Genomic DNA, 14,124 nt, shown 5'->3' on the forward strand with positions numbered 1-14,124 from the left:
GGTCTCTCAGGGCCCGTTCCGGCGTGCCCGGAGGAAGCCGCGCCGGGCGGCCGAGCGGTTCGGCCGGTGCCACCGGAGCGGACGTGCGTGCAGGGATGAGCCCGGACACGGCGCAAAGCAGGGGCAGTTGACGGACGCGCCCAGCTGATGAGCCGTCAACCAAGCTACGCGACCACGGGCGTGGCCGAGGGGGAACCGCCCCGCCCGGCGCCTGCTCACCGCCCGCGGCGCCGGGACGGACCTCGGCGGACTGCCCGTCACCGTCCGGCGGGCGGCTCCGGCGGGCGTATGCGCAGCCCCTGCATGCCGCCGTCGACCGCGAGGGCCGTACCGGTCGTCGCACCGGCGAGGGGGCCCGCCAGGTAGCACACTGCCGCCGCGACCTCTTCCGCCGAGACCAGCCGTCCGGAGGGCTGCCGGGCCTCCAGTGCGGCACGTTCGGCGCCCGGGTCGGGCGCGGTGTCCAGCAGCCGCCCGATCCAGGGGGTGTCCACGGTGCCGGGGTTCACGCAGTTGACGCGGATGCCCTCACGGACATGGTCTGCGGCCATGGCCCTGGTCAGCGCGAGCACGGCGCCCTTGCTGGCGGAGTAGAGCGCACGCCGGGGCAGCCCCGCCGTGGCGGCCACCGAGCAGGTGTTGACGATCGCGGCGCCGTCCCCCGCTGCTGCGGCGCCCCTGCGCAGCAGCGGCAGGGCGGCGGCGGAGACGCGCGCCATGCCGGTGACGTTGACGTCCAGCACGCGGCTCCACTCGTCGTCGCCGTTGTCCTCGACAGTGCCCTGTGCGCCGATCCCCGCGTTGTTGACCAGGACGTCGAGGCGGCCGAAGCGTTCCCCGATGCGGCCGAAGGCCCGCTCCACCGAGGTGCGGTCGGTGACGTCGCAGGCCAGCCCGTGCAGGCCCTCGGGCACCGCGTCGGCGGCCAGGTCCAGCACGCAGACCTCGGCTCCCCGGCGGGTCAGCTCCCGGGCGACGGCCAGACCGATACCGGAGGCGCCCCCGGTCACGGCGGCTGTGCGTCCGCTGAACTCGCCTTTCGCGGCTGCCACTTGCTGCGTCATCGCTGCTTCGCCGTCCTTCCCACCTGCGCGGGCCGGTCCCTGGTGCACGGTGAGGACGGCCGGGGCCGCCTTTCCTCACCTGTTCCGGCTGTTCGGGAAAGCGTACGGGCGGGGCACGCGCGTCGGACCGGTGGGCCGGGCGACGGCCGCCCCGGCTCGTGCCGGTGCCCGGATGGGATTCGCGTACCGCAGGCGCGTCGAAGGCCGCGCGGCCGGGCTCGGGGGGTCAGCCGCCGGTCTCGGGCGGGCCTCCCGTCGTCCTCCCCACCGCCAGGTCCCTCGGACGGCCCCGCTGGTAGAGGGCGAGGGTGACGGCCAGACCGACGGCGAAGAACCCCGTCGCCCACCAGTAGGCGACCGTGAAGCTGTGCACCTGGGCCCGCGCGGCCACGTCCGGTGCACGCGGGTGGCTGCGCGCGTACTCCGTCGCGGCAGCGGCGGCCATGGTGTTGAACAGCGCTGTGCCGACCGAACCGCCCACCTGCTGCATGGTGTTGACGGTGGCCGAGGCGACGCCCTGGTCCCGCTGCGCGACACCCAGGGTGGCGAGAGAGATCGCCGACGGCATCACCAGCCCCAGTCCCACCCCCAGGATCACCAGCGGAGGCAGTACGTGCGCCGCGTACCCGCTGTGCAGACCGAGCGGGGTGAGCCAGATCAGCCCGGCGACGGCCAGGCCCATCCCCGTGGGCACCACGGGCTTCGGCCCGAGGCGCGGGATCAGCACGTTCGTGGAGAGCTGCGCCGTCAGCATCAGCGAACCCACCAGCGGGAGAAAGGCGAGCCCCGTGGTCACGGGTGAGTATCCGAGCGTCCGCTGCAGGTAGTAGGTCAGGAAGAGGAAGACCCCGAACATCCCCGCGCCGGCGATGAAGACGCTCAGGAAGGAGGCCGCCCGGTTGCGGTCGCGCAGCACACGCGGCGGCAGCAGCGGACGTTCGGCACGTACCTCGTGCACGGCGAAACCGGCGATCAGTACGGCGCTGACCGTCAGCGCCCCCCAGCAGCGCCAGTCGCTCCAGGCCTCGGTGTCGGCGGCGGAGAACCCGTAGACCAGGCAGAACAGTCCGCCCGCGACCAGCACGGCACCCGTCAGATCCAGCCTGGGACGCTCCGACGGCCTGTGCGGGGGCAGCAGCAGCATCCCGAGAAGCACCGCGACAGCGGCGATGACCACGTTGACGTAGAGCGTCCAGCGCCAGGTGAGATGCTCGGTGAGCAGCCCGCCCAGCAGCAGCCCGATGGCCGCACCCGACCCCGCGATGGCGCCGAAGACGCCGAACGCCCGTGACCGCTCACGCGGTTCGGTGAACGTGGTCGTCAGCAGCGACAGGGCGGAAGGGGCGAGCAACGCCCCGAACATGCCCTGCACGGCGCGTGCGCCGATCAGCCCGGAGAAGCTGCCGGCGGCGCCGCCCAGCACCGAGGCGACGCCGAAGCCGATGAGGCCCGTCACGAACGTCCGGCGGCGGCCGAAGTAGTCGGCCAGCCGTCCGCCCAGCAGCAGCAGGCTGCCGAAGGCGAGGGTGTAGGAGGTCACGACCCACTGCCGGCCGTCGTTGTCGAAGCCCAGAGCGCGCTGCGCGGACGGAAGGGCGATGTTCACGATCGTCGCGTCCAGCACCACCATCAGCTGGGCCAGACTGATCACCGCCAGGGCCGGCCAGCGGTGCGGGGTGTGCGGCGGGGCCGTGTCCCGGGACGCCGGGCCGGCGGCGCCTCCGGGACCGTCCGGTGGTGCGGGCATCGGCGGACCTTTCGGCTCCACGGCGCCATGGCTGTACGGCGGCAGGCGTCACGACGACTGGACAGCGGAATCTCCGCATGCGTCACGCTATGTCCGCCGCACCCGCCCTGCAAGAGATCCACCCGCCCGGCCCCGGGCGGCGCAGCGCCCCCGCGGCGCGCAGGGGATCAGACGCTGCCGTACGTCTCGCCGCCGAGCGCGAGGCGCGCCGTGCCCGCCGTGCTGTCCGCGAGCCACCGCCGGAAATCGCCGATGTCGGCTTCGGGCAGGCCGAGTTCGAAGGTCACCTCCGCGCCGTACGTCACCTCCCGCACCGAGCGGCCACTGCTGCGCAGGTCGTTCTCCAGCCTGCCCGCGCGCTGGTGGTCGGCGGTGACGGTGACGAGGCGGTAGCGCTGCCGCACGCTGGAGCCGACGGCGTCCAGTGCCTCCCCCACGGCGCCGCCGTACGCCCGGATCAGCCCGCCCGCACCGAGCTTGGTACCCCCGAAGTAGCGGGTGACGACGGCGACGGCACAGCGGATCCCGCGACGGTTGAGCATCTGCAGCATGGGGAGACCGGCCGTACCGCCCGGCTCGCCGTCGTCGCTCGCCTTCTGCACGCCGCCGTCCGTGCCGATGACGTACGCCCAGCAGTGGTGCGACGCCCCCGGGTGCCGGGCGCGGACGCGTTCGATGAAGGCGCGCGCCTCCTCCTCTGTCGCCGCGGGGGCCACCGCACACAGGAAACGTGAACGGCTGACCTCCGTCTCGTGCACACCCTCGCCGGCGACCGTCACGTACTGCTCCTGCATACCGGCACCCTACGCAGCGCCCGCGGACGGCGGGGCAGCGCGGGAATGCGCAGGGGGGTCCGCCCGTTGCACGGGACATGTACGCAGACACGGAGACGGTGCGCAGGATCCTGACGGAGACGGGGGACACCTGGGCCGTGGTGGGCCTGTCGACCAACCGGCGGCGCGCTGCCTACGGCGTCGCGGAGGTCCTGCAGCGCTTCGGCAAGCGCGTGGTGCCGGTGCATCCCAGCGCGGAGAGCGTGCACGGCGAGACGGGTTACGCGAGCCTGGCCGAGATCCCCTTCCCGGTGGACGTCGTGGACGTCTTCGTCAACTCGCAGCTGGCGGGAGATGTCGCCGACAGTGCCGTGGAGATCGGCGCCCGGGCGGTCTGGTTCCAGCTGGGCGTGATCGACGAGAGTGCGTACGAGCGTACGCGCGCCGCCGGCCTGGACATGGTGATGGACCGCTGCCCCGCGATCGAGATTCCCCAGCTGACCTGAGGGGCGTCACCCGTCCCGGCCGGCGCGCTGGGCGGAACGGCGAACACCTCTGCCGGGCACCGGAATTCACCGAGCACGCGACCGCGCCGCTTCCCGCACTTCCGCGGTCCCGTCGGCACGTCCGGCACGTCCGCCCGGGCGGGTCAGCCGGAGACCGGGACGCCCAGCTTCTCCAGCACCACGGCACCGGGCAGTTCGGTCAGCGCCCTGCCCGGCACGATGAGCTTCCCCCGACGCCGGCCACTGCCGATGAGCGTCCACGGCAGCTCCGCGACGGACCGGTCGATCAGCACCGGCCATCCACCGGGGAGACCGAAGGGTGTGATGCCGCCGTACTCCATGCCCGTCTCGGTGACGGCGGTCTCCGCCGGCGCGAACGATGCCTTTCTGGCGCCGAGTTGACGTCTCACCACACCGTTGACATCCACGCGGGTGCGGGAGAGCACCACGCATGCGGCGAGAGTTCGCTCACCTCCGCGCTTCGCGGCGACCACTACGCAGTTGGCCGAGGTCTCGTACAGGTCGGCACCGTAGTTCTCGATGAAGACGGCGGTGTCGGCCTTCTCCGGGTCGGTGTCCACGTACAGCAACTGCCCGCCCGGAACGGTGCCTTCCCACTCCCGTACGGCGTCGGCTGCGGGGCCGGCGAACGCGGCGGCTTCCGCAGCTTCGGCGGCCGGAGTGGCCGAGGGGAAGTCTCCGATGGGTGCGCGCATGCGGCGCACGCTAACACCGCACCCCTGGAGTAGCGGCCCCGCACGGTGCCGTACGGGGCCGGTTCGGACGCGGAGGCCCGGACGGGCGGCGGACGTCAGCGGGGTGCGGGCACGGACACGGCCATGGTCATCTCGACGGGCTCGGCACCGTCGTTCCGGTAGCCGTGCGGCACGTTCGACTCGAAGCTCGCCGAGGTTCCCGCCGGTACGCGGTGCTCACCGCCCTCGACGCACAGGGTGAGTTCGCCGGCCGTCACATGAACCAGTTCGGCGGTGCCCGCCGGGTGGGGGTCGGAGTCGCTGCCCTCCCCCGGCATCAGCCGCCACGACCACAGCTCCAGCGGCCCCGGCGCCTCCGCACCGGCCAGCAGGGTGCTGTGGCTGCCCGCCTCCGTCGACCACAGCCGGACCGCCTGGTCCGCGGGCACGAGCCGCACCTGGGGTTCCTGGTCGAAGTCGAGCAGCGTGGTGATGCTGACGCCCAGCGCGTCGGCCACCTTGACGACGGTGCCCACGCTGGGATTCGTACGGGCCTGTTCGATCTGGATGAGCATCCCCCGGCTGACGCCCGCGCGGGCCGCCAGGCCCTCCAGCGTGAAGCCGCGCTCCTGACGCCAGCGCTTCAGATTGCGGGCGAGGGACTGCGTGAGGTGGTCGAGGTCCGTCACGGTCTTCGAATACCGTCCATTATTGTGAATGACAGAGTTCAGCGTGCTGTACTACGGTGAGCTGTACTTCCGCGTTCACACCACTGTACTTGGGGGCGTTCCCATGACCGCTGTCCTGGCCCTGACGACCAGCCTGATGTGGGGGCTGGCCGACTTCGGGGGCGGACTGCTGACCCGCCGCATGTCCGCGCTGACGGTCGTGGTCGTCTCGCAGGCGCTCGCAGCCGTCGCCCTGGGCGCGCTCGTCGTCGCCACCGGAGGCTGGAGCGAGTGGGGAGAGCACCTGTGGTTCGCGGCGGCAGCCGGCGTCGTCGGGCCCGTCGCCATGCTCGCCTTCTACAAGGCGCTCTCCAAGGGGCCGATGGGCGTGGTCTCCCCGCTCGCCTCGCTGGCCGTGGTGGTACCGGTCGCGGCGGGACTGGCGCTGGGCGAGCGGCCCGGCTGGCTGCAGGCCGTGGGCATCACCGTCGCGGTGGCGGGCGTGGTGCTCGCCGGCGGGCCGGAGCTGCGCGGTGCGCCGGTGCAGCGGCAGACCATCGCACTGACACTGCTGTCCGCGGTGGGCTTCGGCGCGGTCATGGCGCTGATCGAGCACGCCTTCACCGCCACCGTGGCGGGACTCTTCCTGGCGCTGTTCGTCCAGCGGGTGTGCAACGTGGTCGTCGGCGGAGCGGCCCTGTACGTGCAGGTGCGGCGCGGCGTGCCGGCGCTCCCCTCCGACGCGGACGGCGGCGCCCGCGCCGTCACAGCCGCCCTGCCCGCGCTCGCCTTCGTCGGCCTGGCCGATGTCGCCGCCAACGGCACCTACATGATCGCGACCGTGTACGGCCCGGTGACCACTGCCGCCGTACTCGCCTCGCTCTATCCCGTCGTCACGGCACTCGCGGCGCGCGGCCTGCTGAAGGAGAGGCTGCGCGGCATCCAGGCCGCGGGTGCCGGCCTGGCCCTGTGCGGCACGGTGCTCCTGGCCTCGGTCTGACGGCGGCGCGTCCCCTCACCCCCGCGGCCGCCCCGCCGCTTCGCGTCCCTGCTCAGGGCCCGCTACTCCGCGTCCCTTTTCAGGGCCCGCTACTCCGCGTCCGCAGCGAACTCGGCCGCTGCGAGCAGCTCTTCGGACGAGACACCGGCGGGCACCGGCACGGGGGCCGGGGTGCGCAGTGGCGGCTGCCAGCCCCGCTCCGCCTCCCAGCGCCGTACGATCCGGGCCGGCGCTCCGGCGACCACGGCGTGGTCGGGGACCTCTCCCCGTACGACCGCGCCCGCCGCGACGACCACGTTGCGGCCCAGCCGGGCGCCCGGCAGGATCACCGCTCCCGCGCCCAGCCAGCTCCCGGCCCCGATCTCGACCCGGGCGGTGCGGGGCCACTGCTTGCCGACGGGCTCGTGCGGGTCGTCGTAGGAGTGGTTGGTGGACGTGACGTAGACGTACGGCCCGCAGTAGACGTCGTCCCCGATCGTGACCGAGCGCCGCGTGTCCCCGATGACGTGGCTGCCGCGGCCGAGGACGACGCCGTCGCCGAGGCTCAGCACGGGGTCGGGTCCCAGGTCCAGGCCGGGCAGCATCCCGGCGCTGAGGGTGACCTCCCGCCCGATGACGCAGTGGGCGCCGAGTTCGATCCAGGGCGTGCCGAAGACCGTCCCCTGCGGGAAGGCCAGCCTCGTCCCTTCGCCGATGCGGCGGAAGGCGTACGGACCCTGGCGCTCGGCGGTCACCGCGCCCGCGTTCTGCACCAGGCGCCAGACGCCGTGCACCGCTCGGGAGGCCAGTGCTGCGGGGAGGTTCCGGATCGATGGCACGCCGTCACGGTAGTGCGAGCGGGGCCCGGTGGGAGGGGACGGTCCCCTGTGATCTTCGACCCATCCATCACATACGGTTCAGCGGGAAACCGGTGAACGGCCGGGCGGGAAGCGAACGGAGACGATGACGATGACGGAGCAGCGACCGGTGATCGCGGCCGTGAGCGGCAGGGTGCCCAAGATCGACGAGGACGCCTTCACCGCGCCGACCTCGGTGGTGGTGGGCGACGTGACCATGGGAGCGGCTTCAAGTCTCTGGTACGGGGCGGTACTTCGCGCCGACTGCGACGCCGTGACGCTCGGCGCCGGCTCCAACATCCAGGACAACTGCACGGTGCACGCCGATCCCGGCTACCCCACTCACGTCGGCGAGGGCGTCTCGGTGGGACACAACGCGGTGCTGCACGGCTGCGTCGTGGAGGACGGCGTCCTGGTCGGGATGAGTGCGACGGTTCTCAACGGCGCGCACATCGGGGAGGGTTCCCTGATCGCCGCGCACGCGCTCGTGCCTCAGGGCATGCGGGTGCCGCCGGGTTCGCTGGTGGCGGGCGTGCCCGCGAAGATCAAGCGCGAGCTGACGCCCGAGGAGCGCGAAGGCATCAGGGCCAACGCGGAGATGTACCAGCACCTGGCGCGCGCTCACCGCGACGAGGTCTCGCCTGCCGCAGGCGGGTGACCGTCAGTCCGTCCGTTCGGCAGCCGGGACCGTCTCCCGGCCGCTGCCGCTGTCGCCGCCCGGCGCCCCCTCGGCTCCACCCGGCGCACGGGGAGTGCCGTCGTCCGCCGCTGCCGGCTCCCGGGAGCCGTCCGGGGTCTGGGCGCTGGAGGCCAGGGGCTCGCCCTGCACGGCCGTCTGCCGCGCCTCGGCCTTACGGGAGCGCCGGCGCAGGACGATCATCGAAGTGAGCCCGAAGAGGACGGCGACGACCAGGCCCAGCCAGGAGAAGCGCTTGAGCCACGCCTCCGCGACGATGCCCACGTAGTAGATGACGGCCGTGGTGCCGCCCGCCCACAGGATCCCGCCGAGCACGTTGGCGATGACGAACTTCCAGTACGGCATCCTCAGCACACCGGCGAGCGGTCCCGCGAAGATCCGCAGCAGGGCCACGAAGCGGCCGAAGAAGACCGCCCACATCCCCCACCGCTCGAAGGAGCGTTCCGCGGTCGCGACGTGGTGCGGGCCGAAGTGCCGTGGGAACTTCCGCCCGAGCCAGGCCAGCAGTGGCTTGCCGCCCCTGCGCCCGATCGCGTAGCCGATGGAGTCGCCGACGATGGCTCCCGTGGTGGCGCACGCTCCGAGGATGAGCGGGTCGATCTCACCGTGCTGGGAGGCGAGAAGCGCGGAACTGACCAGGACGATCTCGCCGGGAAGCGGGATGCCCAGGCTCTCGAGCCCGATCACCACCCCCACGAGGAGGTAGATGCTCACCGCGGGCACGTTCTCGAGCCACTCCTGGACGTGCAACTGGGCATCCTCCCGCCGGTGATGAACGCGGGAGGCAGTCGGTCCGGTGGTCAACCCGCGCACGCCGCCCGCACACCGCGGGCACACGTTCCGGCAGCCTAACCGATGCACGGAAACAGCGGTCCACGCCGCCGCAGACGCCCCGGCACGGCGGCTCGGAGAGAGCGGGGAAGTGGTCAGGCGGCGTGCGGGCGGAGCGTCCAGATGATCTTCATCTCGCCGGTGACGGCGCCGTCCTCGCGGGTGATCGAGACGCGCACCGGGAACTCCGGCCGCTCCCCCGCGTCGAGTTCGGCGAGCACCTCCGCCACGGGCCGGCCGAGTTCCGCGGTGGCGGTGACGGCCCCCATGGCGAGCTTCTTGTAGTCGATCTCCGCACGTACGGCCAGCGGCACCGCCCGCTTGAGCTGATCCCCGAAGGCCGCGAGCACGATGGCGCCGCTGGCCGACTCGGCGAGTGTGAACATCGCACCCGCGTGCGGGCCGCCCACGTGGTTGTGGAAGGCGCTCTGGTCGGGCAGGACCACGACGGCCCGCTCGGGGGTCGTCTCGGAGAACTCCAGGTTGAGCGTGCCTGCCATCGGGACGGTGGCCGCCATCATCTCGCCGACGGACGGAAGGGATTCTGTGGGCATGACGGGAGGTTACCACTCGGTAACCATGATCCGTAAGCCCTCTCGGGCAACGGTTCCCGCTGACCGGCCGCAGGTCCGGCGGCGGGCGGCGCGACCGGTCAGCCGATGGTGAAGGCGCCCCGGGGAGGCACCGGCGAGGGCGTGGCGTCGCCGTCCTGTACCGGGGTCCTCCCCTCGCTGAACCGTGCGAGCGCCGGACCGGATTCCACCCGGGCCGGGAAGACGTCCGAAGCGGCGCGGCGGGAGAGTTCGGCGAGCGGGAGCGGCTCGTGCGCGGCCACCAGGACGGTGTTGCCGAACCGACGGCCACGGAGCACGGACGGCTCCGCCATGAGGCACAGGTGCGTGAACACCTCGCCGAGTGTGGCCAGTTGGGCCCCGACGAAGGGGAAGGGCGCCGAGTCGGCGAGGTTGGCGACGTAGAGGCCGTGCGGGCGGAGGACCCGGCAGGCCGCACGGGCGTAGCCGAGGGTGGTCAGGTGCGCCGGCACGTGCACACCGCCGTAGACGTCGGCGATCACGATGTCCGCCGACTCCGCGGGTGACGCGTCGAGGAAGCTGCGGGCGTCCAGGGCCTCGACGCCGACACCTGAGCCTTCCGGCAGGGGGAGGTGCTCCCCGACGAGTGCGGACAGGGCCTCGTCCGTCTCGGCCACGCGCTGCCGGGAGCCGGGCCGGGTGGCGGCGACGTAGCGGGGCAGGGTCAGGGCGCCGCCGCCCAGGTGCAGCACGTCGAGGGGCTGCCCTGCGGGCGCGGCGAGGTCGAGGACGTGGGCGACACGGCGGGTGTACTCGAACTCGAGGTGCGTGGGGTCGCGCAGGTCCACGTACGACTGGGGGGTGCCGTCGACGGTCAGCAGCCAGGCGTCCGGCTGGTCGACGTCCGGCATGAGCTTGGCGGACCCTGAGTCGACGGTCCGCATCACGGGTATCGCCTCGGCCGCGGACGGCGCTTGCGGGGACGGCGCTTGCGGGGACGGCGCTTGCGGGGACGGGGCTTGCGGGGACGGCGCCGCCGGTGGCGCGGACGCACCGGCGGTTTTCTGCTGTTCGGGCTGTTGCTTCTCCACCGTCCCATTGTGCGGGCGACGGAGTGCGGCCCGTACGCGCGGCTGTGTGCGCTGTGCCGCTGCCGCACGTACGGGCCGTTCCGCTCACTCCGCGCTCACCCCGCGCTCACTCCGCGCCGACCTCCGTCACGGTGCCGGCGCCGACGGTGCGCCCGCCCTCGCGGACGGCGAAGCCGAGACCGGGTTCCAGCGGCACCTCGTGACCGAGCTCGACCCGCAGTCTCACAGTGTCGCCGGGCAGGGCGATCCCGTCCTCGCCGAGACTGATGTCACCGACCACGTCGGCGGTGCGCAGGTAGAACTGCGGCCGGTATCCGCTGTGCACGGGGGTGCGGCGCCCGCCGTCGGCTGTCGGCAGCAGGTGCACCTCCGCCTCGAACCGCCGGCGGGGGGTGAGGCTGCCTGGCTGCGCGACGACGTGCCCGCGCCTGACCGTCTCCCGTGGCACGCCGCGCAGCAGCAGCGCGACGTTGTCACCGGCCTGTGCTTCGTCCATGGGCTTGCCGAACGTCTCCACACCAGTCACCACGGTCTCCACGCCGGCGCCGACCACTTCCACCCGGTCCCCGACGCGCACCCGGCCCCGTTCGACGGCACCGGTGACGACGGTTCCGCGTCCGGTGATGGTCAGCACGTTCTCCACCGGGAGCAGGAAGGGCGCGTCCACGTAGCGCTCCGGCACCGGGACGTGGGTGTCGACGGCGTCCAGCAGCGCCTCGACGGCAGCGGTCCAGCGTGCGTCGCCCTCCAGGGCCCGCAGCCCGGAGACCCGCACGACGGGGAGGGCGTCACCGGCGTAGCCGTGGGCGGTCAGCAGCTCGCGGACCTCCAGTTCGACCAGTTCGGTCAGCTCCTCCTCACCCGCGTCCGCCTTGTTCAGCGCGACCACGACGTGCTCGACGCCCACCTGCCGGGCCAGCAGCACGTGTTCGGCGGTCTGCGGCATCACACCGTCGACGGCCGAGACGACGAGGATCGCCCCGTCGAGCTGGGCGGCGCCGGTGACCATGTTCTTGACGAAGTCGGCGTGGCCGGGCATGTCCACGTGGGCGTAGTGCCTCGTGTCCGTCTCGTACTCGACGTGCGCGATGGTGATCGTGATGCCGCGGGCCGCCTCCTCGGGGGCCTTGTCGATGCGGTCGAAGGGCACGAAGGCGCCGGCGCCGCGGTCGCTGAGGACCTTCGTGATGGCGGCGGTCAGCGTCGTCTTGCCGTGGTCCACGTGGCCCATCGTGCCGATGTTCAGGTGGGGCTTGGTACGCACGTATGCCTGCTTGGGCATGGGTTCTCTTCCTCGTCTGCAGCGCGTGCCCGCCTCGCTCCGGAGGCGGTTTCGCGCGGTGGGAACGGGGACCCCGGGGACCCGCCGACCCTCCCCCTGCGGGGTCCTCGGTGCGTTCCGGGAAGGGTCAGCCTCGGGCGCCGTCGGCGGCTGCGCCCGCAGTGGCGGCTGCGTCGGCAGCGGCGTCTGCGGTCTCAGTGACTGCGGTGACTGCGGTGGAGGCAGCGACAGCAGCGACGGGCTTGCAGAACGGGGAAACGGCAGCCCTCTGCGCGTCCGCTGCTGCGGACGTCGCTGCGAGAAGGGCCTGCCGGAACATGTGCACGATCCTGACGCCCCAACAGCCCTGCGTCGACTGATTTTTCCCGTCGCCGGCCGTCTCCCGGCAGTCGCCCGAGCCGCCGGACGACAGCCCCGTCCGGCGGGGCTTCCGCCGCGAGCGGCGGCGTGCGGCGCGACGTCCGGTCCGGGTGTGGGACGCCTTACTCCCGGCGTTCTCGCCCCGCGGAGGGCTGTGCACGTCCGATACGCTCACCGACGTGCCGGACACCGCCACGCAGCCCGCCGACTCGACCAGCCGGCTGGCGCGGACTCTGCTCTCGCCCAGGTACCGCCTGGCCCTGCTGCTGGTGCTCCTGTGCGCCGCAGGCATATCGGTGCTGGTGTACGAGCCGCAGCGGTTCGTCATCCACGGTCTGCCTCCGCACCTCTCGGGCAGTGTGGCGGGAATCGTCTTCACTCTGGCGTACGGCCTGTGCACGGCCGCCTTCGTGCCCCGACCCGTTCTCAACGTCGCCGCCGGCGCCCTCTTCGGCATCGAGGCCGGCACACTCTCGGCCGTCCTCGGCACGGTCATCGGCTCCGGAATGGCCTTCGGCCTCGGCCGGATGCTCGGCCAGGACGCCCTGCGCCCCATGCTGCGGGCCCGCTGGCTCACCGCAGCAGACCGCCAGCTGAGCAGACACGGTTTCCGTTCGATGCTGGTGATCCGGCTGCTGCCCGGCATCCCGTTCGCGGCCTCCAACTACGGAGCGGCCGTCTCCCGCATGACCTGGCCGGCCTTCCTCGCCGCCACGGCACTGGGCGTGATCCCCAACACCGCCGCATACGTGGTCGCCGGCAGCCACGCCGCCGCCCCGACGTCGCCCGTCTTCCTCGCCGCCTTCGGCTTCATCGCGCTGTCGGGACTGGGCGGCGCCGTCCTCGCCTGGCGCAAGCGCGAGGTGCTGCGCGGAGCGGAACCGGGCTCGTAGGACCCTCTCCACGCCCCCCTGAGGGCGCGTCATTCTGCCGCTGTAGTCTGCTCCGCGTGATCGCGCTGCGTACTCGCGCGGGTCACCGGCATGTCTGATGACAGGACGGGTCTTAGTAGATGTCTTGGTTCGAATCGTTCATCCTCGGGCTCGTCCAGGGGCTGACCGAGTTCCTCCCGATCTCCTCCAGCGCTCACCTCAGGCTCACCGCGGCCTTCGCGGGCTGGGAGGATCCGGGAGCCGCCTTCACCGCCGTCACGCAGATCGGGACGGAGGCAGCGGTCATCATCTTCTTCCGCAAGGACATCGCCCGCATCGTCTCCGCCTGGTTCCGGTCGCTGACCGACCGCGGGATGCGACGCGACCACGACGCCCAGATGGGCTGGCTGGTGATCGTCGGTTCGATCCCCATCGGCGTGCTGGGCCTGACGCTCAAGGACCAGATCGAGGGTCCGTTCCGGGACCTGCGCCTGATCGCCACCACCCTGATCGTGCTGGGCATCGTCCTCGGCATCGCCGACCGGCTCGCGGCCCGCGACGCACGCGGCGGCGAGCACCGGCAGCGGCGGGAGCGCAAGACGCTGGAGCAGCTGACGGTCAGGGACGGGCTCCTCTACGGATGCGCCCAGGCGCTGGCCCTGGTCCCGGGCGTCTCCCGGTCGGGCGCCACCATCAGCGGCGGACTGTTCATGGGCTACACCCGTGAGGCAGCGGCGCGGTACTCGTTCCTGCTCGCGATCCCGGCGGTGATGGCCTCCGGCGTCTTCGAGCTGACGGAGATCGGCGAGGGACACGTCTCGTGGGGACCGACGATCTTCGCGACCCTCCTCGCCTTCTTCGTGGCGTACGCCGTGATCGCCTGGTTCATGAAGTTCATCTCCACCCGCAGCTTCATGCCCTTCGTGATCTACCGCATCCTGCTGGGCGTGCTGCTGTTCACCCTGGTCGCCACGGGTGTGCTGAGCCCGAACGAAGGCGCGTCGTCCGGCGGCGTCTCCTCGGACTGACCGCCCGCGGGTCCCCGGGGCCCCGGGGATCATGTGGGCCTCAGGGTGCACCCCGGCGCGGGGGTGCGGTCCTGAGGCCGTACGGCAGTACCCACCTGAGGTACGAGGACACCCGGCCTCCGTAAGAGGCACAGTTGACGG

The 14,124-nt window shown here is 72.5% G+C and carries 15 protein-coding genes; 5 read left to right on the forward strand and 10 right to left on the reverse strand.

Annotated features, from left to right (window positions below):
• Positions 1-257: 257 nt before the first annotated feature.
• From ACFPA8_RS23755 to ACFPA8_RS23765, 3 genes are all read right to left on the reverse strand, one after another.
• Entirely contained in the window at positions 258-1,064 is an 807-nt protein-coding gene (locus ACFPA8_RS23755; RefSeq protein WP_386451653.1) for an SDR family NAD(P)-dependent oxidoreductase, read from the reverse strand.
• 226 nt (positions 1,065-1,290) lie between these two features.
• Positions 1,291-2,811, reverse strand: coding sequence for an MFS transporter (locus ACFPA8_RS23760; RefSeq protein ID WP_386451655.1), 1,521 nt, complete (start codon positions 2,809-2,811; stop codon positions 1,291-1,293).
• Between the two features lie 167 nt (positions 2,812-2,978).
• Positions 2,979-3,605: a YigZ family protein gene (locus ACFPA8_RS23765; protein WP_386451657.1), complete on the reverse strand. Its 627-nt coding sequence runs from the start codon at positions 3,603-3,605 to the stop codon at positions 2,979-2,981.
• A 77-nt stretch (positions 3,606-3,682) separates the two neighbouring features.
• Between ACFPA8_RS23765 and ACFPA8_RS23770 the strand changes: the two genes are divergently transcribed.
• Complete coding sequence (locus tag ACFPA8_RS23770) at positions 3,683-4,090, forward strand: CoA-binding protein (protein WP_386451659.1); 408 nt, start codon at positions 3,683-3,685, stop codon at positions 4,088-4,090.
• A 143-nt stretch (positions 4,091-4,233) separates the two neighbouring features.
• On the opposite strand, the gene ACFPA8_RS23775 is transcribed toward ACFPA8_RS23770, so the two are convergent.
• Together ACFPA8_RS23775 and ACFPA8_RS23780 are read right to left on the reverse strand one after the other, a co-directional pair.
• Positions 4,234-4,806 carry a YbaK/EbsC family protein gene (locus tag ACFPA8_RS23775; protein ID WP_386451660.1) on the reverse strand — a complete coding sequence of 191 codons (573 nt, stop codon included), beginning with the start codon at positions 4,804-4,806 and terminating at the stop codon, positions 4,234-4,236.
• Between the two features lie 95 nt (positions 4,807-4,901).
• The gene (locus ACFPA8_RS23780) at positions 4,902-5,474 is read right to left on the reverse strand and encodes a helix-turn-helix domain-containing protein (RefSeq protein WP_386451662.1); all 573 of its coding nucleotides are present in this window, start codon (positions 5,472-5,474) and stop codon (positions 4,902-4,904) included.
• Positions 5,475-5,577: 103 nt separating this feature from the next.
• Here ACFPA8_RS23780 and ACFPA8_RS23785 point away from each other — a divergent pair, with 103 nt between their 5' ends.
• Positions 5,578-6,453 (forward strand): EamA family transporter, encoded by an 876-nt coding sequence (locus tag ACFPA8_RS23785; protein ID WP_386451763.1) that lies wholly within the window; start codon positions 5,578-5,580, stop codon positions 6,451-6,453.
• 89 nt (positions 6,454-6,542) lie between these two features.
• Here ACFPA8_RS23785 and ACFPA8_RS23790 read toward each other — a convergent pair whose 3' ends face one another.
• On the reverse strand, positions 6,543-7,271 hold the full coding sequence (locus ACFPA8_RS23790) for an acyltransferase (RefSeq protein WP_386451664.1): 729 nt from the start codon (positions 7,269-7,271) through the stop codon (positions 6,543-6,545).
• A gap of 130 nt (positions 7,272-7,401) precedes the next feature.
• Here ACFPA8_RS23790 and ACFPA8_RS23795 point away from each other — a divergent pair, with 130 nt between their 5' ends.
• Positions 7,402-7,947: a gamma carbonic anhydrase family protein gene (locus ACFPA8_RS23795; protein WP_386451665.1), complete on the forward strand. Its 546-nt coding sequence runs from the start codon at positions 7,402-7,404 to the stop codon at positions 7,945-7,947.
• A gap of 3 nt (positions 7,948-7,950) precedes the next feature.
• Here the strand turns inward: ACFPA8_RS23795 and ACFPA8_RS23800 are convergent, their stop codons facing one another.
• From ACFPA8_RS23800 to tuf, 4 genes are all read right to left on the reverse strand, one after another.
• Positions 7,951-8,736 carry a DedA family protein gene (locus ACFPA8_RS23800; RefSeq protein WP_386451666.1) on the reverse strand — a complete coding sequence of 262 codons (786 nt, stop codon included), beginning with the start codon at positions 8,734-8,736 and terminating at the stop codon, positions 7,951-7,953.
• A gap of 176 nt (positions 8,737-8,912) precedes the next feature.
• Positions 8,913-9,371 carry a DUF4442 domain-containing protein gene (locus tag ACFPA8_RS23805; protein WP_386451668.1) on the reverse strand — a complete coding sequence of 153 codons (459 nt, stop codon included), beginning with the start codon at positions 9,369-9,371 and terminating at the stop codon, positions 8,913-8,915.
• Positions 9,372-9,469: 98 nt separating this feature from the next.
• A complete protein-coding gene (locus ACFPA8_RS23810; protein WP_386451670.1) occupies positions 9,470-10,294 on the reverse strand; it encodes a spermidine synthase in 825 nt (274 codons plus the stop codon).
• Between the two features lie 253 nt (positions 10,295-10,547).
• Positions 10,548-11,723, reverse strand: a complete 1,176-nt coding sequence (tuf, locus tag ACFPA8_RS23815; protein WP_386451672.1) for an elongation factor Tu — start codon at positions 11,721-11,723, stop codon at positions 10,548-10,550.
• A gap of 539 nt (positions 11,724-12,262) precedes the next feature.
• Here tuf and ACFPA8_RS23820 point away from each other — a divergent pair.
• Complete coding sequence (locus tag ACFPA8_RS23820; protein WP_386451673.1) at positions 12,263-12,976, forward strand: TVP38/TMEM64 family protein; 714 nt, start codon at positions 12,263-12,265, stop codon at positions 12,974-12,976.
• Positions 12,977-13,095: 119 nt separating this feature from the next.
• Positions 13,096-13,983: an undecaprenyl-diphosphate phosphatase gene (locus tag ACFPA8_RS23825; protein WP_386451675.1), complete on the forward strand. Its 888-nt coding sequence runs from the start codon at positions 13,096-13,098 to the stop codon at positions 13,981-13,983.
• The last annotated feature ends 141 nt before the right edge of the window (positions 13,984-14,124 follow it).

Origin of the sequence: Streptomyces ovatisporus, assembly GCF_042653885.1 — a bacterium.
Classification (GTDB): domain Bacteria; phylum Actinomycetota; class Actinomycetes; order Streptomycetales; family Streptomycetaceae; genus Streptomyces; species Streptomyces ovatisporus.